Here is a 19,969-nt window from a genome sequence, read left to right as displayed (position 1 = left end):
CGGTGGCCGGGCGCGAGCCCGGCCACCGGTCACCGAGCGGCCCACCACTGCGGGAGAGCCCCACCTGTGTTCACCTACCTGTCCAGGCGCATCATCAGCGCGATCTCGGTCATCATCGCCACCGTCATCGCCTCGTTCGCGCTGTTCTTCATCGCGCCCAGCGACCCGGCGTCCGCCATCTGCGGCGAGACCCGGTGCTCCCAGCAGCGCTACGAGGACATCCGCAAGAGCCTCAACCTCGACCGGCCGGTCACCGAGCAGTTCACCGAGTACGCCGGGGGCATCCTCTTCGGCCGCGACTTCACCGACGGCGGCATCACCCGGCACTGCGAGGCGCCCTGCCTCGGCTACTCCTTCAAGACCGGCCAGCCGGTGCTGGAGCAGATCGGCAAGCGCCTGCCGGTCACCCTCACGGTGGTCCTCGGGGCCTCCGTCATCTTCTTCGGCTTCGGCGTGGGCCTGGGGTCCATGGCGGCCCGCCGCCGTGGCACCACGGCCGACCGCGCGCTGGTCGGTGCCACCCTGGTGATGAGCTCGATCCCGTACTACCTGGTGGCCCTGCTCGTCTTCCTGTACCTGGTCGTCCTCTACCCGGTCCTGCCTCGCCCCGGCTACTTCCCGATCGGGGACAACGGCCCGCTCAAGTGGTTCATGGGCTTCCTCGCACCGTGGCTGGTGCTGGGCATCTACAACTCCACCTCCTACGCCCGCTACTCGCGCGGTTCCATGGTGGAGTCGCTGTCCGAGGACTACGTCCGGACCGCCCGCAGCAAGGGCATCAGCGAGCGTCGCGTGACCTACCTGCACGGCCTGCGGGCCGCCATCACGCCGGTCGTGACGATCTACGGCCTGGACATCGCCTACCTCATCGTCAGCTCGATCTTCACCGAGCGGATCTTCGACCTTCCCGGCATCGGGAACCTCGTGCTCCAGAGCTTCAACAACTCCGACCTGCCGATGATCATGGGCACCGTGATCGTCGGGTCGGTGGTCCTGGTGGTCATGAACCTCCTGGTCGACATCGTCTACTCCTTCCTCGACCCCCGCGTGAGGTTGTCATGAGCCAGCCCTCGGTCAGCCTCGACGCTGCCAACACCGCCGGCCGTCCGCAGACGGTCACCCGCACCCGACGGGTCACCAACCCCTCCGGCCAGGAGCCGTTCCTCGTCGTCGACGACCTGCGCGTGGAGTTCCCCACGGCCGACGGCCCGGTCAAGGCCGTCCAGGGCCTGAGCTACCAGCTGCCGCTGGGCCGCACCCTCGCCATCGTCGGCGAGTCCGGCTCGGGCAAGTCGGTCTCGAGCATGGCCGTGATGGGGCTGCACGACATGCGCCGAACCAAGATGAGCGGCTCGATCAAGCTCGGTGGCGAGGAGATCGTCGGCCTGTCCGGCCAGGGCATGCGCAAGGTCCGCGGCGGCGTCGCCTCGATGATCTTCCAGGACCCGCAGTCCTCGCTGCACCCGTACTTCAAGATCGGGTGGCAGATCGCCGAGGCCTACCGGGCCCACCACGGCGTCTCCAAGAAGGTCGCCCGGGCCCGCGCCCTGGAGATGCTCGACCGCGTCGGCATCCCCAACCCGCAGCGCCGGATCGACCAGTTCCCCTACGAGTTCTCCGGGGGCATGCGCCAGCGCGCCATGATCGCCATGGCCCTGGTCAACGACCCCAAGCTGCTCATCGCCGACGAGCCGACGACGGCCCTGGACGTCACCGTGCAGGCCCAGATCCTCGACCTGCTCAACGACCTCCAGAAGGAGTTCGGCTCGGCGATCATGCTGATCACGCACGACCTCGGGGTCGTCGCGGAGGTCGCCGACGACGTGCTGGTCATGTACGCCGGTCGCGCCGTCGAGTACGGCACCGCCCAGGAGGTGCTCGCCTCGCCGACGCACCCCTATACCTGGGGCCTGCTGGAGTCGATCCCCTCGGTCTCGACCGAGCACGAGATGCTGCGCCCCATCCGGGGCAACCCGCCGAGCCTGGTCAACCTGCCCAGCGGCTGCTCCTTCCACCCCCGCTGCCCCTACGCCGACCGCGTGACCGGCGACCTGTGCCGCACCGAGCTGCCCGAGCTGGTCCGCCGCGACCAGGTCAGCACCGACGCATCCCGCTGCCACCTTGCCGACCCCCGGGCCATCTTCACGGCCGAGGTCGAGCCGGGCCTGGCCTGAGAAGGAGTACCTCCGTGAGCAGCACCCCCGCGTCCGGCACGCCCCTGCTGAGCGTCCGCGACCTGAAGATGCACTTCCCGATCAAGAGCGCGGACGGCCTCCTGGCCAAGCGTCAGGTCGTGCAGGCCGTCGACGGCGTCTCCTTCGACCTGGACAAGGGCCAGACCCTGGGCCTGGTCGGTGAGTCCGGTTGCGGCAAGTCGACCCTGGGTCGGGCGATCACCCGGTTGTACCAGCCCACCAGCGGGCAGATCCTCTTCGAGGGCACCGACCTGGCGCCCCTGCCGGAGAAGAAGATGCGGCCGTTCCGGCGCGAGCTGCAGATGGTCTTCCAGGACCCCTACAGCTCGCTGAACCCGCGCCAGACGGTCGGCTCCATCATCAGCACCCCGCTGCAGGTCCACGGCCTGGCCAAGGGCAAGGAGATCCAGCGGGTGCAGGAGCTTCTCGAGCGGGTGGGCCTGAACCCCGAGCACCACAACCGCTACCCGAACGAGTTCTCCGGCGGTCAGCGCCAGCGCATCGGCATCGCCCGGGCCCTGGCCGTCGAGCCGCAGGTGATCGTCGCCGACGAGCCGGTCTCGGCACTCGACGTCTCGATCCAGGCGCAGGTCATGAACCTCATGGAGGAGCTGCGCCGCGACCTCGGGATCGCGTTCGTGTTCATCGCCCACGACCTCGGCGTCGTGCGCCACTTCTGCGACCGCGTGGCCGTGATGTACCTCGGCAAGATGGTCGAGGTCGGCGACCGCGAGCAGGTCTACTGCGCGCCGCAGCACCCCTACACCCAGGCGCTGCTGTCGGCCGTGCCCGACCTCGGTGCCGTGCGGGGCGTCCCGCCGCGGGAGCGGATCCGGCTCGCCGGCGACGTGCCGAGCCCGATCAACCCCCCGAGCGGCTGCCGCTTCCGCACCCGGTGCTGGAAGGCCCAGGACATCTGCGCGACGCAGGAGCCGACGCTGGAGGGCAAGGACTCCGCCGGGGCGGGTCACGCGATCGCCTGCCACTTCCCGGAGGTCAAGGAGAGCCTCGTCTCGGAGGCCTCGGCCTGACCCCGGGAGCGGGGGGTAGGGTTCCGGCAGACAACGCGGCACGCGCCGGCGGTGACGTGCGTTCGCGACCCCGATCACAGCGTGAGGTGAGAGTGTGAGCGTGTCCCTCGGCGACGTCGCCGGACTGATCGCGGCCCTGGCGTTCGCCTATGTGGTGATCCGTCTCGGTGGCGTCATCGGCAAGGCCGGCAAGGTGCTCGACGAGGCCAGGCTCGGGGTGCGCGGGGTCTCCGAGCAGACCGTTCCGCTGCTCTCCCAGGTGACCGACACGGTGGCCTCGACCAACGAGCAGATCATCCGGGTCGACACCATCACGGCCAACGTCGCCGCGATGTCGACCAACGTCAACGCCCTCACCTCGCTGTTCGCGGCGACCCTCGGCTCGCCGGTGGTCAAGGTGGCGGCGTTCAGCTACGGCGTGCGCTCCGCGATGAAGGGCAGCGCCGAGGGCAAGGCGGCCGGTCGGCGCCGCCGGAAGGGCTGATGGGCATGCGACGCGTCTTCTGGCTGGCCCTTGGGGCGACGGTGGGTGTCCTGGCGGTCCGGAAGGTGTCCAAGGCGGCGCAGGCCTACACCCCTGCCGGGGTCGCCAGTGGCCTGGCGGGGATCGGCGAGGGCCTCAAGGAGATGGCCGAGGCCGTCCGTGAGGGGATGGCCGAGCGCGAGGAGGAGCTGCGCTTCGCCCTCGGCATCGACACGGCCACCCTCCCCGACGGCCGGGCCATGGACGCGGACGCGGCCCGCCGGCTCCTCGACGACCCCACAGGACCCCGAGCCCGGTAGGGCAGCCGCCCTCGCCCGCACACGGCATACCCTGCGAGGATGGGCGACTGCCCGGCACATCGGCCCTTGACCCGGCTGCGGCATGCCTGTCGGGCCGCGACCACGGTGACTACACGGTGACGACCACCCCGACGAACGCAGTGAGGACTTGAGCATGGAAACCGCCGAGATCAGGCGACGCTGGCTGAGCTTCTTCGAGAAGGCCGGCCACGCCGTGGTGCCCAGCGCCCCGCTGCTCTACGACGACCCGAACCTGCTGTTCGTCAACGCCGGCATGGTGCCCTTCAAGCCCTACTTCCTGGGGCAGGAGAGTGCCCCGTGGAAGCGCGCCACGAGCGTGCAGAAGTGCGTGCGCACCCTCGACATCGACGAGGTCGGCAAGACCAGCCGCCACGGCACGTTCTTCCAGATGAACGGCAACTTCTCCTTCGGCGACTACTTCAAGAAGGACGCCATCACCTTCGCGTGGGAGCTGCTCACCACGAGCCAGGCCGACGGCGGCTACGGCCTGCACCCCGACCGGCTGTGGGCGACGGTCTACCACGACGACGACGAGGCCGCCCAGCTGTGGCTGGAGCACACCGACATCCCCGCCGAGCGCATCGTGCGCCGCGGGATGAAGGACAACTACTGGTCCATGGGCGTGCCCGGCCCGTGCGGCCCGTGCAGCGAGATCTTCGTCGACCGCGGCCCGGAGTACGGCCGTGAGGGTGGCCCGGCGGTCGACGAGGACCGCTACATGGAGATCTGGAACCTCGTCTTCATGCAGAACGTGCGTGGCGAGGGTGGCGGCAAGGACGACTTCCCGATCGTCGGGGAGCTGCCGGCCAAGAGCATCGACACCGGCATGGGCCTGGAGCGCATCGCCTCGGTCCTGCAGGGCGTGGACAACCTCTACGAGATCGACGAGGTGTACCCGGTCCTCGCCCGCGCGGCGGAGATGGCCGGCAAGAAGTACGGCGCCCAGTCCCAGCACGACGCCGCCCACTCCCACCCCGACGACGTCCGGCTGCGCGTCGTGGCCGACCACGTGCGCAGCGCGCTGATGCTCATCGGCGACGGCGTCACCCCCGGCAACGAGGGCCGCGGCTACGTGCTGCGCCGGATGCTGCGCCGGGCCGTGCGCTCCATGCGCCTGCTCGGCGTCGACGAGCCGTCGCTGCCGCAGCTGCTCCCGGTGAGCATGGACCGGATGAAGCAGTCCTACCCCGAGCTCGAGCGGGACTTCGCCCGGATCAGCCAGGTCGCCTACGCCGAGGAGGAGGCGTTCCGCCGCACCCTCGTGGCCGGCACGACGATCCTCGACACCGCGGTCAGCAAGGCCAAGTCGGCCGGCTCGACCACGCTGGCGGGGGAGCAGGCCTTCGCCCTGCACGACACCTACGGCTTCCCCATCGACCTGACCCTGGAGATGGCCGCCGAGCACGGCCTCGAGGTCGACGAGGCGGGCTTCCGCCGGCTCATGACCGAGCAGCGGGACCGGGCCAAGGCTGACGCGAAGGCGAAGAAGAGCGCGCACGGCGACACCACGGCATACCGCGAGGTGGCCGACCTGCTCGGCCGCGAGGTGGAGTTCACCGGCTACGACGAGACGGTGTCCGAGGCCCGCGTCGCGGGCGTCCTGCTCGCCGGTGCCAGCGTCGGCTCGGCGCGCGCCGGCCAGGACATCGAGCTGGTCCTGGACCGCACGCCGTTCTACGCCGAGGGAGGCGGCCAGCTCGCCGACGGCGGCCGGGTCGAGCTCGCGAACGGCGCGGTCATCGAGGTCCGCGACGTGCAGAAGCCGATCGGTGGCCTCATCGTCCACCGCGCCACCGTCGTCTCCGGCGAGGTGGTCCCCGGCGAGCAGGCACACGCCCTGGTCGACATCGACCGGCGCCGGGCCATCTCCCGCGCGCACACCGCGACGCACATGGTGCACAAGGCGATCCGCGAGGCCCTTGGCGACACCGCCACCCAGGCCGGCTCGGAGAACGCCCCCGGCCGCTTCCGCTTCGACTTCAACGCCCAGTCCGCCGTCCCGGCCTCGGTCCTCACCGACGTCGAGGCCCGGGTCAACGCCCTGCTCGCCGAGGACCTGCCGGTCCACGCCGAGATCATGACCCAGCAGCAGGCGGTCGACTCCGGCGCGATGGCGCTGTTCGGGGAGAAGTACGGCGACCAGGTCCGGGTCATCTCCGTCGGCGAGTGGGCCCGCGAGCTGTGCGGTGGCACCCACGCCCAGCGCTCCGGCCAGCTCGGCCTGGTCAAGCTGCTCGGGGAGGCGTCCATCGGCTCGGGCGTGCGCCGCGTCGAGGCGCTCGTGGGCACCGACGCCTACGACTTCCTCGCCCGCGAGCACGCCGTCGTCGGCCAGCTCACCGAGGCGCTGAAGGTGCGCTCGGAGGAGCTGCCGGAGCGGATCAACAGCATCCTGACCCGGCTCAAGGACGCCGAGCGCGAGATCAGCACGATGCGCCAGCAGCAGGTGCTGGCCGCCGCCCAGGGTCTGGCTGCCGGCGCCCGCGACGTCTACGGCGTGTCCTTCGTCGGCCACGACGCCGGTGCCGGGGTCGGCGCGGACGACCTGCGCAGCCTCGCACTCGACCTGCGCAGCCGCCTCGGCAACGACCGCCCGGCCGTGGTGGCCGTGGCCGGAGTCGCCAAGGACCGCCCGGTGGTCATCGTCGCCACCAACGAGCCAGCCCGCCAGTGGGGCGTCAAGGCCGGTGACCTCGTCAAGGTCGCGGCCAGCACGCTCGGCGGCGGCGGCGGGGGCAAGGACGACGTCGCCCAGGGTGGTGGCACCGACGCCAGCAAGGTGGCTGACGCGCTCGCGCGCGTCGAGCACACCGTCGGCGAGCGTGTCACGGCCGGTCGGTAGCACGTGCGCGAGGGCATCCGCCTCGGCGTCGACGTGGGCAGCGTGCGCGTCGGACTGGCCGCCAGTGACCCCTCGGGGTTGCTGGCCTCGCCGGTGCGCACCGTGCAGCGTGACGTCGAGGGCGGTGCCGACCACGGCGAGGTCGCCGCGGAGGTGACCTCGCGGCAGGCGCTGGAGGTCGTCGTCGGGCTGCCACGGTCCCTGTCCGGCGACGAGGGGCCCGCGGCGGCCACGGCCCGCGCCTGGGCCCGCGAGCTCGCCGAGCAGGTGGCGCCCGTTCCGGTCCGGCTCGTCGACGAGCGGCTGACCACGGTGGACGCGCACCGGCAGCTGCGCGACAGTGGTGTCGCCGGTCGGCGACAGCGTGCCGTGGTGGACCAGGCGGCTGCCGTGCTGATCCTGCAGGCGGCGCTCGATGCCGAGCGCGCCTCCGGCCGGCCACCGGGGGAGCTGGTGACACGACGCAAACCTCGGGCCAAGGCAAAGGGTCGGACGCGATGAAGGAAGACCACCTGGTCGAAACGATCTTCGGCGACTCCGCCGAGGAGATCCCGGCCAGCCGGACACACGAGCCGGCGCCCCCGCTGCCGACCCGGGCCCAGAACCGCCAGCAGATAGCCCGCCGGCAGCGCGAGGAGCGCCGCCGGAACCGTCGACGCCGCAGCCGCCGCTTCCTCGTGCTGACCCTGTCCGCGCTGCTGGTCGGCGGCGGGGCGCTCGCGGCGACCCAGTACCTCAAGCCCATGGTGGCCGGCCTGACCGCCAGTGACGACTGGACCGGGACGGGCACCGGGTCGGTGACCATCGAGGTCCACGAGGGCGACTCGGGCCGCAACATCGGTGCCACGCTCCAGCAGGCGGGGGTGGTCAAGACCGCGTCGGCCTTCGCCGACCTCGCCGAGAGCTCCCCGCAGGCCGCGTCGATCCAGCCGGGCAGCTACGCGCTGCGGCTGCACATGAGTGCCCAGGCGGCGCTGGACCTGCTCCTCGACGCCAAGAACCGCACGGTGCCCCATGTGACGTTGCGCGAGGGGCTCTGGAAGTCGGAGGTCTTCGCCGCCCTGAGCAAGGCGACCGGGGTGCCGGTGGCCGACTACGTGGCGGCCGCCAAGGACCCCGAGCTGCTGGGCCTGCCGGCGGCGGCCAAGGGCAACGTCGAGGGCTACCTCTTCCCGGCCACCTACGAGTTCGCGGCCAAGGCCACCGCCACCGAGCAGCTGCGGACCATGGTCACCAAGTCGGTCGCCGAGCTGCAGAGCCTGGGCGTCCAGCCGGCCCAGATGGAGCGCACCGTCATCATCGCCAGCATCGTCGAGGCCGAGGGCATGCGCGACGCCGACCGGCCCAAGATCGCGCGGGTCATCGAGAACCGCCTGGCGAGGAAGATGAAGCTGCAGATGGACTCGACCGTGAGCTACGGCGTGCAGCACCGGGCGATCACGACGACCAACGCCGAGCGTGCCGCGAACAACCCGTACAACACCTACCGGGTGCCGGGGCTGCCGGCCGGCCCGATCAGCAACCCCGGCGCCGCGGCGATCCAGGCGGCGGCCCACCCCACCCCGGGACCGTGGCTGTACTTCGTCGCCGTCAACCCCCAGACCGGGGAGACCCGGTTCGCCACCGATGCGGCCAGCCACCAGGCCAACGTCAAGCTGTTCCAGAAGTGGTGCAGCGCCAACCCGGGCAAGTGCTGAGCCGCGCCGGGCACCTCGCGGCCGTGCTGGGCTCGCCGGTGGGTCACTCCCTGTCCCCGGTCCTGCACGACGCGGCCTACCGAGCCCTCCGCCTCGACTCGTGGCGCTACTGCGCCCACGAGGTCAGGGAGCCGCTCCTGGCGGACTTCATCGGTGGGCTCGGCCCGGAGTGGGCCGGCCTGTCGCTGACCATGCCCCTGAAGGAGGTCGGCCTCACGGTCGCCGACGAGGTCTCCCCGCTGGCCCGGGAGGTGGGCGCCACCAACACCCTCGTGCGGCTGCCGGAGGGCGGCTGGGCGGCCCACAACACCGACGTGCACGGCGTGGAGGAGGCCCTGCGCTCGACCGGCCTCACCTCCGTGCCCGAGGCGCTGGTGCTCGGCTCGGGCGCCACGGCGCGCTCGGTCCTGGCGGCACTGGGCCGGCTCGGCGCAGAACGGGTGACCCTCGCCGTCCGCGGCGAGGCCCGGGAGGCCACCCTCGAGCATGCCGGGCGCCTCGGCATCACGACCCGGGTCCGCTCGCTCGAGGACGCCGCCGCGCTGGCCGCGGAGGTCCCGCTCGTGGTGAGCACCCTGCCCGCCGGCGCCGCCGACCTGGTGGCCGCGGCGGTGGCCGGGATGGAGGAGCCGTCCGGGACGCCTGCGGCGGGCCGCCCGATCCTGTTTGATGTCGTCTACGCGGGATGGCCCACGCCGCTCGCGCAGGCGTTCACGGACAGGGGGTCGGTCGTGGTGTCGGGCTTCGAGATGCTGCTGCACCAGGCGGCGGCGCAGGTCGAGCTGATGACCGGTCTGGAGCCTCCGGTGGAGGCCATGCGCGCCGCGGGTCTCGCGGCCCTCGCCCGGCGGTGAGCGCCGGCACGGCCCCGTGGTGGCTGGTCGCCGTCGTGGCCGTCCTGGGCCTGGCCGTCGGCGAGGTCGCCGCGCGGCGGCTCGCCACCGGGGGCTACCGCCGCGACGACGAGCGGCACCTGCCGCTGCCGCCCCACCGCGCGTGGGTGGCCCTCCTGTATGCCGTGGTGTGGGCAAGCCTGGCGTGGCGCCTCGGTGCCGCGGGGCACCTGGCCGTGCTGCCGGCATACCTGTACCTGGGGGCGTTCGGGGTCGTGCTGGCCGCGATCGACGCCGACGTGCACCGCCTCCCCGACGCGCTGGTCCTGCCCGCCTACCCGGTCGCGCTGGTGCTGCTGGCCACCGCCTCGCTCGGCACGGGGGACTGGTGGGCCCTGGCCCGGGCGGCGATGGCCGGGTCCGGGCTGTGGCTGCTCTACCTCGTGCTGGCCCTGGTCTCGCCCGGCGGGCTCGGCTTCGGCGACGTCAAGCTGGCCGGCGTGCTCGGGCTCTTCCTCGGCTGGCTGGGGTGGGGGCCGGTCATCGAGGCGACGTTCCTGGCGTTCGTCATCGGGGGCCTGGTCGGCGTGGTGCTGCTGGTGGCCCGGCGGGTCTCGCGCACGTCCCACATCGCCTTCGGGCCGGCCATGCTGGTCGGCGCGTGGCTGGCGATCTGCGTCCCGGTCCAGCTCCTGACCGGCTCGCCGACCGGCTGACCCCGCGTGGGAGGATCACCGGCATGTTGCGTTGGTTGACCGCCGGTGAGTCCCACGGCCCCGCCCTCGTCGCGCTCCTGGAGGGGCTGCCGGCCGGGGTGGAGGTGACCAGTGGTGACGTCGCCGCCGCGCTGGCCCGTCGGCGCCTGGGCTACGGCCGTGGCGCGCGCATGAAGTTCGAGCAGGACGAGGTCGAGTTCCTCGGCGGCCTGCGCCACGGCGTCAGCCTCGGCTCCCCGGTGGCCATCCGCATCGGCAACACCGAGTGGCCGAAGTGGCAGACCGTGATGAGCCCCGACCCGGTCGACGAGGAGGCCTTCGCCGCCGCCGACGACGTCGGCGCGCCGCAGGAGGTCGGGCGCAACAAGCCGCTGACCCGCCCGCGCCCGGGTCACGCCGACCTCGTCGGCATGCAGAAGTACGGCTTCGAGGACGCCCGCCCGGTGCTCGAGCGCGCCTCGGCCCGCGAGACCGCCGCCCGCGTCGCCCTTGGCGCGGTGGCGGCCCGGTTCCTGCAGCAGGCCTACGGCATCCGCCTCGTCGCGCACACCGTCGCCATCGGTGCCGCGTCGGTGGCCGAGGACGCCCCGCTGCCCGGGCCCGAGGACGTGGCGGCGCTGGACGCCAGCCCGGTGCGCAGCCTCGACCTCGCGGGCACCACGGCGATGGTCGCCGAGATCGAGGCGGCCAAGAAGGACGGTGACACCCTCGGCGGCGTCGTCGAGGTCCTGGCCTACGGCCTGCCGCCGGGCCTGGGCTCCCACGTCCACTGGGACCGCCGGCTCGACGCCCAGCTCGCCGCGGCGCTCATGGGCATCCAGGCGATCAAGGGTGTCGAGGTCGGCGACGGCTTCCGCACCGCCGCCCGGCGCGGCTCGGCCGCCCACGACGAGATGGAGCGCGACAGCTCCGGCACGATCCGGCGGCGCACCGGCCGCGCCGGCGGCACCGAGGGCGGCATGTCCACCGGCCAGGTGCTGCGGGTCCGCGCCGCGATGAAGCCGATCAGCACGGTGCCGCGTGCCCTCGACACGGTCGATGTCGCCAGTGGCGACCCCGCGACCGCCATCCACCAGCGCTCCGACGTGTGCGCGGTGCCGGCAGCCGGGGTGGTGGCCGAGGCGATGGTCGCGCTGTGCCTGGCGCAGGCGTGCGTGGAGAAGTTCGGAGGCGACAGCGTCGCCGAGACGGCCCGCAACCACACGGCATACCTCGCCTCCATCCCCGAGGGGATGCGCACGTGGTGACAGCCGGTATGCCGTCCGCCCCCGCCGGCGGGTCTGCTGCGGGCACGTCCGCCTCGGGCGGGTCCACGGCGCGGCCGGTCGCGGTGCTCATCGGGCCTCCGGGGTCGGGCAAGACCGTCGTCGGCCGCGCGCTCGCCGGCCTGCTCGGCGTCGCGCTGCGCGACACCGACGAGGCGGTGGAGCAGGCGCAGGGGCGCAGCATCTCCGACATCTTCATCGAGGACGGCGAGCCCCGCTTCCGCGAGCTCGAGCGCGCGGAGGTCGAGGCGTCACTGGCCTCGCACACGGGCGTGCTGTCCTTGGGCGGGGGAGCGGTGATGGACCCGGCGACGGCGCAGGCGCTGGCCGGGCACACCGTGGTGTTCCTCGAGGTGGGCATCGCCGACGCCGCCAAGCGGGTCGGCTTCGACCGGAGCCGGCCGTTGCTGGCGATGAACCCCCGCGCCCAGTGGGTCCGGCTGATGGACGCCCGGCGCGCAACCTACGAGCGGCTGGCGACGGTGCGGGTCGACACGGCCGGGCGCACCCCCGAGGACATCGCCGCCGAGATCGCCCGGGAGCTCGGGCTCGCGGGGACCGGCGCACGAGGAGCAGGAGAGCAGCAGTGAGCGAGGCGACACGGATCAGCGTCGGCGGTGACTACGACGTGGTCATCGGCACCGGCCTGCTCGGGGAGCTCCCGACGATGCTCGGCGGCCAGGTCGAGCGGGTCCTCGTCGTGCACCCCCGGGCACTGCGCACGACAGGCGAGGCCGTGCGCGATGACCTTGCGGCACAAGGGTTCTCGGCCTACGTCGCCGAGGTGCCCGACGCCGAGGAGGCCAAGTCGGCCGAGGTTGCCGCGTTCCTGTGGGGCGTCCTCGGCCAGGCCGGGTTCACCCGCACCGACGCCGTGGTCTCGGTCGGCGGCGGGGCCGTCACCGACCTCGCCGGCTTCGTCGCGGCGACCTGGCTGCGCGGCGTGAAGGTCGTCCACGTGCCCACCACGCTGCTGGGCATGGTCGACGCCGCGGTCGGCGGCAAGACCGGCATCAACACCGCCGAGGGCAAGAACCTCGTAGGGGCGTTCCACCCGCCGGCCGGGGTGCTGTGCGACCTCGCGACGCTGGAGACGCTGCCCCGGCACGACTTCGTCTCCGGCCTGGCCGAGGTCATCAAGTGCGGGTTCATCGCCGACCCGGCGATCCTGGACCTCATCGAGGCCGACCCGGAGGCGGCGACCCGTCCCGACGGGGCCCCGGTGCGTGAGCTCGTCGAGCGCGCCGTCGCCGTCAAGGCACAGGTCGTGGCGCAGGACCTGCGGGAGGACTCGCTGCGCGAGATCCTCAACTACGGGCACACCTTCGGCCACGCCATCGAGCAGGTCGAGCGCTACTCGTGGCGGCACGGAGCCGCCGTGAGCGTGGGCATGGTCTACGTGGCCGAGCTGGCGCGGCTGGCAGGCAAGCTCGACGACGCCCTGGTGGAGCGGCACCGCAGCGTCCTGCGCAGCGTGGGCCTGCCGACGACCTACCGCGGCGACCGGTGGCCGCGCCTGCTGGAGGCCATGAAGCGCGACAAGAAGAGCCGCGGCTCGCTGCTGCGCTTCGTCGTCCTGGACGACCTGGGCCGGCCCACGCGGCTCGAGGGGCCCGACCCGGCACTGCTCCAGGCGGCGTACGCCGAGGTCAGCGAGGACGTCAAGCCCGGGGCGATCTCGCTGGGCTGAGGCAGGCGTGCGCCCGGCCGCTGCTCAGCGCTTGCCGGAGGCTGCGGGTCGGGCCGCGCACACGGGCCCGAGCACGTGCGTGGTCTGCGGCAGCACCAGCGGCTGGACCAGCGTCGTCACCGGGCCCACAGCACTCGCGGGCTCCTCGAGGTGCAGGACCAGGGTGCGGGTCTGCCCGGGCCCGATCTCCAGCTCGGAGGTGAAGACCGGGCGGCCGTTGGCGGTGTCGATCGACAGCAGCGCCTGCCGGCCGTCGAGCGTGCCGCCCGAGAAGGCCGCTCCCTTGGTCGCGTAGTAGTCCACCAGCAGCCGGTTGGTGCCCGCGGGCACGGTGCCCGGGGGCAGGTCGGCGCGGCCGGCCACATAGGTGGTGAGGCCCTTGCGCGGCGCCCGGTTGGTGAGGCGGATCGTCACCGTCGTGCGGCGCGGGTCACCCTGGCAGGACTCGGTGCGGTAGGTGACGTCCCGGGCGAGGTAGTAGTCGAGCTTGTTGCCGCCGCCGTTGTTGATGACCACCCCGGAGAACGGCCCGGTGGTGTCGGTGAGCGTGCCGCCGACCGGCCGGCGTGCCAGGACCTGCTGCTCCGCGGGGTGGGTGCTGTAGACGAGCAGGCGGCGTTGCCCCACGGCGGCGCCGAGAGCCTGCGCCATCGACGCTGCGTGGGACGGCCCGCGCTGGAGCACGTCGTCGGCCACCGCCTTGGCCACCAGCACGAGGAACTGCTTGCGCTGGACCGGGTCGTCGAAGCGCGCGTAGGCGTCGCGTTCGGTCAGCGGCACGACGTTGGCGGCGTTGAGCACCGTCCCGTCCGCGAGCCGGGTCGGTCCGGCGACGGCCAGGAGCATCGAGAGGGCAGAGGGGTCGGTGGCCAGCGCGCCGTCGAGGCGTTGCCCTGTGCGGGCCTGCCAGTAGCGCATCAAGATCGTTGCGGCGTAAGGGAAGTGCGGGCTCACCGTGCTGTTGACGAAGACCCGGTTGACCGCCGAGCCGGCGGCGTGCGTCAGGAAGGTGGGGTCGAGGCCCTTGGTGGAGATGGTCACGCCGTTGAAGTCGTTGTCCGCGCCGAAGTGCTCGAAGGAGAGCTTGCCGCGGTCGGCCTTGAGGACGGCGTAGGCACCGGGGAGGCCGCCGAGCCCTCGCGCCTCGGTGTTGTTCTCGAAGGCCAGGATGTAGCGGCGTGGTCCGTCGGCACCGAGCATCGGGGGCACCAGTGCGACCACGTCGCGGGTCGTGTCCAGCTGGCTGACCATGTCGTCGAGCTGGCCGAGCAGTCGGGTTCGCCCGGAGTCGACCGCGCCGATCCCGGTCACGGGCAACGCCTGCACCCGGGCCCGGATCCTCGTGGTCGTCTCGGCGGCGCGGGTCAACGGAGCCTTCGCCCGCAGCAGCGGGGCGAGGTCGAGGCCGCCACCCTGGTGCTGCAGGTCCCCGTGGAGCAGGTCGCCCTGGACCCGGTGCAGGTCGGGGAGCACCTCGTCGGCCAGGTCGGCGACCGCGTCGGCGGCGCCCTGGACGGTGGTGAACGGCCGGCCGGCCCAAGGCAGGGCCGCCGCCAGGTCCCAGACCGGTCCGTCGGTCAGCGCCCGGGCGGCCCGGGCCTCGTGCTGCACCGACCTGAGCCGGGCCTCCACCGTCCCCGCCGGGGCGTCCTTGCGGGTCAGGTCGGCACGCAACAGACCCACCGCCACCTGCGCATCACGCAGGTGGCGGTGGGTCTGGACGACCGACCATGCGAGCACCAGGGCGTAGGCCGCCACGCCCGCGGCGAGGACAGAGGCACCCAGGCGAATGCCTCGCCGGCGGACTGGCAACGCCCGGTGTCAGGCGGCGGAGCTGCTCTTGCGGCGCTGGGAGGCCACCACGAGGGCCCCACCGCCGACCATCAGCACCAGGCCAGCGCCGACCGTGCGGGCCACGTCGGCACCGGTGAAGGCCAGCGAGCCGTTACCCGTGCCAGCGCCCGTGCCAGTCCCGGTGCCAGTCCCGGTGCCCGTGCCCGTCCCGGTGCCCGTGCCCGTTCCGGTGCCGGCACCCGCGGCGCCGACCACGGTGAAGGTCGTGCTCTTGGAGACCCCGGAGGTCGAGCCGACCAGCGTGAAGGTGTGGGTGCCGGGGTCGAGGTTGGTCGGCACCTTGAACGAGCCGGACACGACGCCGCCGCCGCTGGCGCGCCACCGGCCGACGACCTGGGGCGTCGAGCGGACCGTACCGACGACGAGCTCCTTGCCGGCGAAGCCCTTGGCCTGGAACGAGACCTTCTCGCCCGGCGTGACCGTGGTGTCGCTCACGGCGACGGTGCACTGGCTGGCCGGGTATCCCCCCTGGCACGTGGCGGCATCCGCGGCGCCCGCGAGGGCGACGGTGGCGCCCGTGAGCGCGGCCGAAAGGCTGACGGCAGCGAGCGCCGCCTTGAAAGCGCGCATGTGTTTTCTCCCCTGAATTAGGCAACCCTCGATGGTGGTCCAGTCGAAAAGTAGCGAAGAAAGAACCCATGTGGGGGCTTTTTCGCTCAATTCGTCTTCTTCCGGTGCGTGCGGGAATGTGCCTTTGTGAAGGGCTCCTAGAATCCCCGGCATGACGACAGCCCCCGTCCTCGTGCTCAACGGCCCCAACCTCAACCGGCTCGGCACCCGCGAGCCGGAGGTCTACGGCAGCGAGTCCCTCGCCGACGTGGAGCAGCGCGTGGCGCGGGAGGCGCTCGAGCTCGGCCTCTCCGTGGACTTCCGGCAGACCAACGACGAGGGCGAGATGGTCGGCTGGGTCCACGAGGCGGTCGACGCCGGCGCGGACGTCGTCCTCAACCCCGCGGCGTTCACGCACTACTCCTACGCCCTGCGGGACGCCTGCGCGATGGTCACGACCTCCGGGCACCGCCTCATCGAGGTGCACCTGTCCAACCCGGCCGCCCGCGAGGAGTTCCGGCACACCTCGGTCGTGGCCGGCGTCGCCACCGGCACCATCGCCGGGTTCGGCACCGACTCCTACATGCTGGCCCTGCGCGCCCTCGCCCGGTGAGCGTCCCGCCGCTGCGCACCACCCGCCTGCGCCTGGAGCCGCTGGACCCCGCGCGCCACGCGGCAGGCCTGCACGAGCTGTATGCCGCGCCGCAGTTCGCGGCGCACCTCGCCTCCGGCGCGCACGCCACGGTGGAGGACAAGGCCGGCTACCTGCGCGTGTTCGAGGACCTGCCGCCGGGCCTGGGCGGCTGGGTGGCCCACCTGACCGACGGGTCGGCCGACCCCGACCGCGTGGTCGGGAGGTTCTCGCTGCGGCCGTGGAAGCACGCGGTGCCCGCAGACCCGCCGGAGGTCGGCTGGTTCCTGGCCGTCGACCAGTGGGGTCGCGGCCTGGCCGCCGAGGGGATGCGCGCGGTGCTGCGGTATGCCGCGTGGCAGCTGCGCCTGCCCGCGGTCCTGGCCCTCGTGCGCCACGACAACACCCGCAGCCGGGCGCTGGCCGAGCGGCTCGGGGGAGTCGTCACGGGGCAGGGGCAGTGGTACGGCGAGGAGCCCTCCCTTCGCTACGACATCGCCCTGCCGACGGTGCGCGAGGGTGGGCCGGCCGACCGCGACGCGGTCATGGACCTGTGGGCGCGGGCCGCAGCCCGGCCCGACGGCCGTCCGGCGCCGGAGCTGGACGAGGCGGCCGCCGCCGGCAAGCTCGCGCACGGCATCCGGCGTCTCGCCCATGTCGGGGACAAGCTGGTCGGCTCGGCCATCGGCCAGCAGGCCGTGGCGGGCATCGGCGTCGGGGACGCCGCCCCCGTGCCCGGGCTGCTGCACGTCTCGACCGTGGCGACCGACCCAGCCCGCGAGGGCTGGGGCATCGGCACCGCCCTGTTCGCCGACGTCCTCGACCGGGGCCGGGCGCAGGGCTTCGAGCGGGCGCAGCTGTGGGTGCTGGAGGACAACCCGCGCGCCCGCGGGATCTACGAGCGGCTCGGGTTCCGGCTCACCCCGGAGCACACCCGCGTCGACGAGGCGGGGGAGAGGGTGCTGCGCTACGAGCGGGCGCTCTGAGCGGACCGCCGGTCGCTCCCTGTCGTGGCACCACCTCCCGGACGAAGGGGGTCTTGGCAGGGCCTCCCAGGATCCCCGCGGGATGTCTACGGTCGCTGACATGGACACGCTCACCCTGAACAACGACGTCGAGATGCCCGCACTCGGGCTGGGGGTCTTCCAGACCCCACCCGAGGAGACCCGGGCGGCCGTGGAGGCGGCGTTGCGCACCGGCTACCGGCACATCGACACCGCCGCGGCGTACGGCAACGAGCGCGAGGTCGGGGAGGCCATCCACTCCTCCGGGCTGGCCCGCGACGAGATCTTCGTCGAGACGAAGATCTGGATCAGCGACTACGGCTACGACGCGACGCTGCACGGCTTCGAGAAGAGCGCTGCCAAGCTCGGGGTCGAGCAGGTCGACCTGCTGATCCTGCACCAGGCGCTGCCCTCCGCCTTCGACCGGACCCTCGACGCCTACCGCGCGCTGGAGGCGCTGCTCGACAAGGGCTCGGTGCGGGCCATCGGGGTCAGCAACTTCACGGTCGACCACCTCACCGCGCTGCTGGGGAGCTCGACGGTCGTGCCGGCGGTCAACCAGATCGAGGTCCATCCCTACTTCCAGCAGCGGGACGTCCAGGCGTTCGGCGTCGAGCACGGGATCCTGACCCAGGCGTGGTCGCCCATCGGTGGCATCACCTTCTACCGCGACGGCAGCCACGGCAGCACGCTCGAGGACCCGGTGATCGGCAGGATCGCCGAGGCGCACGGCAGGTCGGCGGCGCAGGTGATGCTGCGCTGGCACCTGCAGCAGGGCCGCTCGGTCATCCCGAAGTCGACCAAGCCGCACCGCATCGCCGAGAACTTCGACGTCTTCGACTTCGAGCTGGGCGAGGACGAGATGGCCGCGGTGGACGGTCTCGAGACCGGTCGGCGCGGCGGCCCGGAGCCGGCCGACATCACCCTGGAGCGGTTCGGCCGTCCGATCCCCGAGGCCTGACGCCCTGGCCGCCACCTGTCCCGGGGCGGCACGGCGGGTCCGGGACACGTGGTGACCGGCCCCCGCCGCCGTGGGGACCGTGCGGGACCGACCGCTAGACTGGCCGGGATCCTGACCAGACCTCACGGGCGCCCGCCCGCGCTGACCCGCGCACCCGGCGGCCCGTCATACGAAAGAGAACCGCGCGTGGCTTCGACCAACGACCTCAAGAACGGCATGGTGCTCAACATCGACGGACAGCTGTGGTCCGTCGTGGAGTTCCAGCACGTCAAGCCCGGCAAGGGCCCGGCCTTCGTGCGCACCAAGCTCAAGGCCGTCCTGTCCGGCAAGGTCGTCGACAAGACCTTCAACGCCGGCACCAAGGTCGAGACGGCCAACGTCGACAAGCGCGACATGCAGTACCTCTACAAGGACGGCTCCGACTTCGTCTTCATGGACGGCTCGACCTACGACCAGATCCACGTGTCCGAGGACGTCGTGGGCAAGTCGGCCGACTTCATGCTGGAGAACCAGGAGGCGATCGTCGCCACCCACGACGGCGTGCCGCTCTACGTCGAGCTCCCCGCCTCCGTGGTCCTGGAGATCACCTACACCGAGCCGGGCCTGCAGGGCGACCGCTCCACCGGTGGCACCAAGCCCGCCACCCTCTCGACCGGCGCCCAGATCGCCGTCCCGCTGTTCCTCGAGACCGGCACCAAGGTCAAGGTGGACACCCGCGACGGCTCCTACCTCGGCCGCGTCAACTGACGCACTGCACCAGACCGACGCACCGCACCACCCGGCCCTGACCGCACCACCGAAAGCAGCCCCCTGATGTCCGCCCGCAGCAAGGCCCGCAAGCGCGCCCTCGACGTCCTCTTCGAGGCCGAGCAGCGCGGGATGAACGTCGAGACCCTGCTGGCCGAGCGCCTCGCCCACCCGGGCACCGAGGCGCCGCTGAACGAGTACTCCGTCGAGCTCGTGCAGGGCGTGGTCCGCAAGTGGAACGCGATCAACGAGCTGCTCTCGACCTACAGCCAGGGCTGGACGATCGAGCGCATGCCGGCGGTGGACCGGGCGATCCTGCGGATCGGGGCGTTCGAGGTGCTCTACGCCGACGAGGTGCCCGACGCGGTGGCGATCTCGGAGGCGGTCGAGCTCGCCCGCACGCTCTCGACCGACGACTCGCCCAAGTTCGTCAACGGCCTGCTCAACCGGCTCTCCGAGGTCAAGCCGACGCTGGTCTGACCACTGGACCGGGCGAGGGTCTGCGCGACGTCAGCCCGCCGGGGAGGCTGGGGTGTCCACCAGGACACCCCAGCCTCTCAGCATCTGCAGGACCTGCCCGGTGCTGCACTCGTGGAGCGAGGCCAGCGCCCGCAGGTCCTCCTCGGTGAGCGGCAGGTCGGCGGAGTCCTCCCCGCGCTGGGCGCGCAGGGTCGCGGCATACCGCTCCAGGGCCTGGGTGGGCTTGCCCTGCAGGCGCGCCAGGGCACGCAGGTCCAGCCGGTATGCCGTGCCGGGGGCGGCCCCGGGCAGCCCACCGCCGTCGGGCAGCAGGGCCGCGACGGCGACGCCGTAGAAGCGGGCCAGGTCGGCGAGCCGCTCCACCGTGACCGCGCGGTCACCGCGCTCCCAGGAGCCGACCACGACGGCCTTGAACCGGCCCCCGGACCGCTCCTGCACCGCCTGCAGGGACAGCCCTTGCTGTGTGCGCACCGACCGCAGCCGGGCCCCCAGCGACCGTGCGTAGTCCGACGCCACGCGCCGACCCTACCTCCCGCCGGCCCGGCGACCCGCGAGGCGCGGGCCGGGCTGCGCCGGGGCCGGGCCCGGCCACGCCCGGGGTCGACCGGCCGGTGCGGGACAGGGGCCGGGCGCCCGGTAAGGTGGGCGCGACCGACATCCTTTAACGACC

General features: G+C 72.7%; 21 protein-coding genes. 18 read left to right on the top strand and 3 right to left on the bottom strand.

Features of this window, described 5'->3' with window-relative positions; translation table 11 throughout:
* Positions 1-66 precede the first annotated feature (66 nt).
* From AC3ANM_RS03855 to aroB, 13 genes are all read left to right on the top strand, one after another.
* Positions 67-1,062: an ABC transporter permease gene (locus tag AC3ANM_RS03855; protein WP_488286821.1), complete on the top strand. Its 996-nt coding sequence runs from the start codon at positions 67-69 to the stop codon at positions 1,060-1,062.
* Positions 1,059-2,174, top strand: a complete 1,116-nt coding sequence (locus AC3ANM_RS03850) for an ABC transporter ATP-binding protein (protein WP_488286820.1) — start codon at positions 1,059-1,061, stop codon at positions 2,172-2,174. Before AC3ANM_RS03855 ends, AC3ANM_RS03850 begins: the two co-directional genes overlap by 4 nt.
* Before the next feature lie 68 nt (positions 2,175-2,242).
* Entirely contained in the window at positions 2,243-3,226 is a 984-nt protein-coding gene (locus tag AC3ANM_RS03845) for an ABC transporter ATP-binding protein (protein WP_488287907.1), read from the top strand.
* 100 nt (positions 3,227-3,326) lie between these two features.
* The gene (locus tag AC3ANM_RS03840) at positions 3,327-3,710 is read left to right on the top strand and encodes a DUF948 domain-containing protein (protein ID WP_488287906.1); all 384 of its coding nucleotides are present in this window, start codon (positions 3,327-3,329) and stop codon (positions 3,708-3,710) included.
* A 5-nt stretch (positions 3,711-3,715) separates the two neighbouring features.
* Entirely contained in the window at positions 3,716-4,009 is a 294-nt protein-coding gene (locus AC3ANM_RS03835) for a DUF6167 family protein (protein ID WP_488286819.1), read from the top strand.
* A gap of 154 nt (positions 4,010-4,163) precedes the next feature.
* On the top strand, positions 4,164-6,872 hold the full coding sequence (gene alaS, locus AC3ANM_RS03830; protein WP_488286818.1) for an alanine--tRNA ligase: 2,709 nt from the start codon (positions 4,164-4,166) through the stop codon (positions 6,870-6,872).
* 3 nt (positions 6,873-6,875) lie between these two features.
* Positions 6,876-7,373, top strand: a complete 498-nt coding sequence (ruvX, locus tag AC3ANM_RS03825) for a Holliday junction resolvase RuvX (RefSeq protein ID WP_488286817.1) — start codon at positions 6,876-6,878, stop codon at positions 7,371-7,373.
* Entirely contained in the window at positions 7,370-8,569 is a 1,200-nt protein-coding gene (gene mltG / locus AC3ANM_RS03820; RefSeq protein WP_488286816.1) for an endolytic transglycosylase MltG, read from the top strand. The genes ruvX and mltG overlap by 4 nt, the downstream gene beginning before the upstream one ends.
* The gene (locus tag AC3ANM_RS03815; protein WP_488286815.1) at positions 8,563-9,423 is read left to right on the top strand and encodes a shikimate dehydrogenase; all 861 of its coding nucleotides are present in this window, start codon (positions 8,563-8,565) and stop codon (positions 9,421-9,423) included. The genes mltG and AC3ANM_RS03815 overlap by 7 nt, the downstream gene beginning before the upstream one ends.
* Entirely contained in the window at positions 9,420-10,118 is a 699-nt protein-coding gene (locus tag AC3ANM_RS03810) for a prepilin peptidase (RefSeq protein ID WP_488286814.1), read from the top strand. Before AC3ANM_RS03815 ends, AC3ANM_RS03810 begins: the two co-directional genes overlap by 4 nt.
* Before the next feature lie 23 nt (positions 10,119-10,141).
* The gene (gene aroC, locus AC3ANM_RS03805; RefSeq protein ID WP_488286813.1) at positions 10,142-11,365 is read left to right on the top strand and encodes a chorismate synthase; all 1,224 of its coding nucleotides are present in this window, start codon (positions 10,142-10,144) and stop codon (positions 11,363-11,365) included.
* A gap of 8 nt (positions 11,366-11,373) precedes the next feature.
* On the top strand, positions 11,374-11,973 hold the full coding sequence (locus tag AC3ANM_RS03800; protein WP_488286812.1) for a shikimate kinase: 600 nt from the start codon (positions 11,374-11,376) through the stop codon (positions 11,971-11,973).
* Positions 11,970-13,073, top strand: coding sequence for a 3-dehydroquinate synthase (gene aroB / locus AC3ANM_RS03795; protein WP_488286811.1), 1,104 nt, complete (start codon positions 11,970-11,972; stop codon positions 13,071-13,073). The genes AC3ANM_RS03800 and aroB overlap by 4 nt, the downstream gene beginning before the upstream one ends.
* A gap of 24 nt (positions 13,074-13,097) precedes the next feature.
* On the opposite strand, the gene AC3ANM_RS03790 is transcribed toward aroB, so the two are convergent.
* Positions 13,098-14,831 (bottom strand): DUF4012 domain-containing protein, encoded by a 1,734-nt coding sequence (locus AC3ANM_RS03790; RefSeq protein WP_488286810.1) that lies wholly within the window; start codon positions 14,829-14,831, stop codon positions 13,098-13,100.
* Positions 14,832-14,894: 63 nt separating this feature from the next.
* Complete coding sequence (locus tag AC3ANM_RS03785) at positions 14,895-15,497, bottom strand: hypothetical protein (protein WP_488286809.1); 603 nt, start codon at positions 15,495-15,497, stop codon at positions 14,895-14,897.
* Positions 15,498-15,648: 151 nt separating this feature from the next.
* On the opposite strand from AC3ANM_RS03785, the gene aroQ reads away from it, so the two are divergent.
* The 5 genes from aroQ to nusB all read left to right on the top strand — a co-directional run bounded on the left by aroQ (position 15,649) and on the right by nusB (position 19,299).
* The gene (aroQ, locus tag AC3ANM_RS03780) at positions 15,649-16,089 is read left to right on the top strand and encodes a type II 3-dehydroquinate dehydratase (RefSeq protein WP_488286808.1); all 441 of its coding nucleotides are present in this window, start codon (positions 15,649-15,651) and stop codon (positions 16,087-16,089) included.
* On the top strand, positions 16,086-17,093 hold the full coding sequence (locus tag AC3ANM_RS03775; protein ID WP_488286807.1) for a GNAT family N-acetyltransferase: 1,008 nt from the start codon (positions 16,086-16,088) through the stop codon (positions 17,091-17,093). Before aroQ ends, AC3ANM_RS03775 begins: the two co-directional genes overlap by 4 nt.
* A gap of 100 nt (positions 17,094-17,193) precedes the next feature.
* The gene (locus AC3ANM_RS03770; RefSeq protein WP_488286806.1) at positions 17,194-18,072 is read left to right on the top strand and encodes an aldo/keto reductase; all 879 of its coding nucleotides are present in this window, start codon (positions 17,194-17,196) and stop codon (positions 18,070-18,072) included.
* Positions 18,073-18,258: 186 nt separating this feature from the next.
* A complete protein-coding gene (gene efp / locus AC3ANM_RS03765) occupies positions 18,259-18,819 on the top strand; it encodes an elongation factor P (RefSeq protein WP_488286805.1) in 561 nt (186 codons plus the stop codon).
* 66 nt (positions 18,820-18,885) lie between these two features.
* The gene (gene nusB, locus AC3ANM_RS03760) at positions 18,886-19,299 is read left to right on the top strand and encodes a transcription antitermination factor NusB (protein WP_488286804.1); all 414 of its coding nucleotides are present in this window, start codon (positions 18,886-18,888) and stop codon (positions 19,297-19,299) included.
* A gap of 30 nt (positions 19,300-19,329) precedes the next feature.
* On the opposite strand, the gene AC3ANM_RS03755 is transcribed toward nusB, so the two are convergent.
* Complete coding sequence (locus tag AC3ANM_RS03755) at positions 19,330-19,815, bottom strand: helix-turn-helix domain-containing protein (RefSeq protein WP_488286803.1); 486 nt, start codon at positions 19,813-19,815, stop codon at positions 19,330-19,332.
* Positions 19,816-19,969 lie beyond the last annotated feature (154 nt).

Source organism: Oryzihumus sp. JJN4-3R (genome assembly GCF_057747915.1).
This window is presented reverse-complemented; position numbering and strand designations above follow the sequence as displayed.

Bases quoted from the DNA above. Each gene is read 5' to 3' on its own strand.
- AC3ANM_RS03850 (WP_488286820.1), top strand. From the start codon at position 1,059: ATGAGCCAGCCCTCGGTCAGCCTCGACGCTGCCAACACCGCCGGCCGT.
- AC3ANM_RS03845 (WP_488287907.1), top strand. From the start codon at position 2,243: ATGCACTTCCCGATCAAGAGCGCGGACGGCCTCCTGGCCAAGCGTCAG.
- AC3ANM_RS03835 (WP_488286819.1), top strand. From the start codon at position 3,716: ATGCGACGCGTCTTCTGGCTGGCCCTTGGGGCGACGGTGGGTGTCCTG.
- alaS (WP_488286818.1), top strand. From the start codon at position 4,164: ATGGAAACCGCCGAGATCAGGCGACGCTGGCTGAGCTTCTTCGAGAAG.
- mltG (WP_488286816.1), top strand. From the start codon at position 7,370: ATGAAGGAAGACCACCTGGTCGAAACGATCTTCGGCGACTCCGCCGAG.
- aroC (WP_488286813.1), top strand. From the start codon at position 10,142: ATGTTGCGTTGGTTGACCGCCGGTGAGTCCCACGGCCCCGCCCTCGTC.
- AC3ANM_RS03800 (WP_488286812.1), top strand. From the start codon at position 11,374: ATGCCGTCCGCCCCCGCCGGCGGGTCTGCTGCGGGCACGTCCGCCTCG.
- AC3ANM_RS03785 (WP_488286809.1), bottom strand. From the start codon at position 15,497: ATGCGCGCTTTCAAGGCGGCGCTCGCTGCCGTCAGCCTTTCGGCCGCG.
- aroQ (WP_488286808.1), top strand. From the start codon at position 15,649: ATGACGACAGCCCCCGTCCTCGTGCTCAACGGCCCCAACCTCAACCGG.
- AC3ANM_RS03770 (WP_488286806.1), top strand. From the start codon at position 17,194: ATGGACACGCTCACCCTGAACAACGACGTCGAGATGCCCGCACTCGGG.
- nusB (WP_488286804.1), top strand. From the start codon at position 18,886: ATGTCCGCCCGCAGCAAGGCCCGCAAGCGCGCCCTCGACGTCCTCTTC.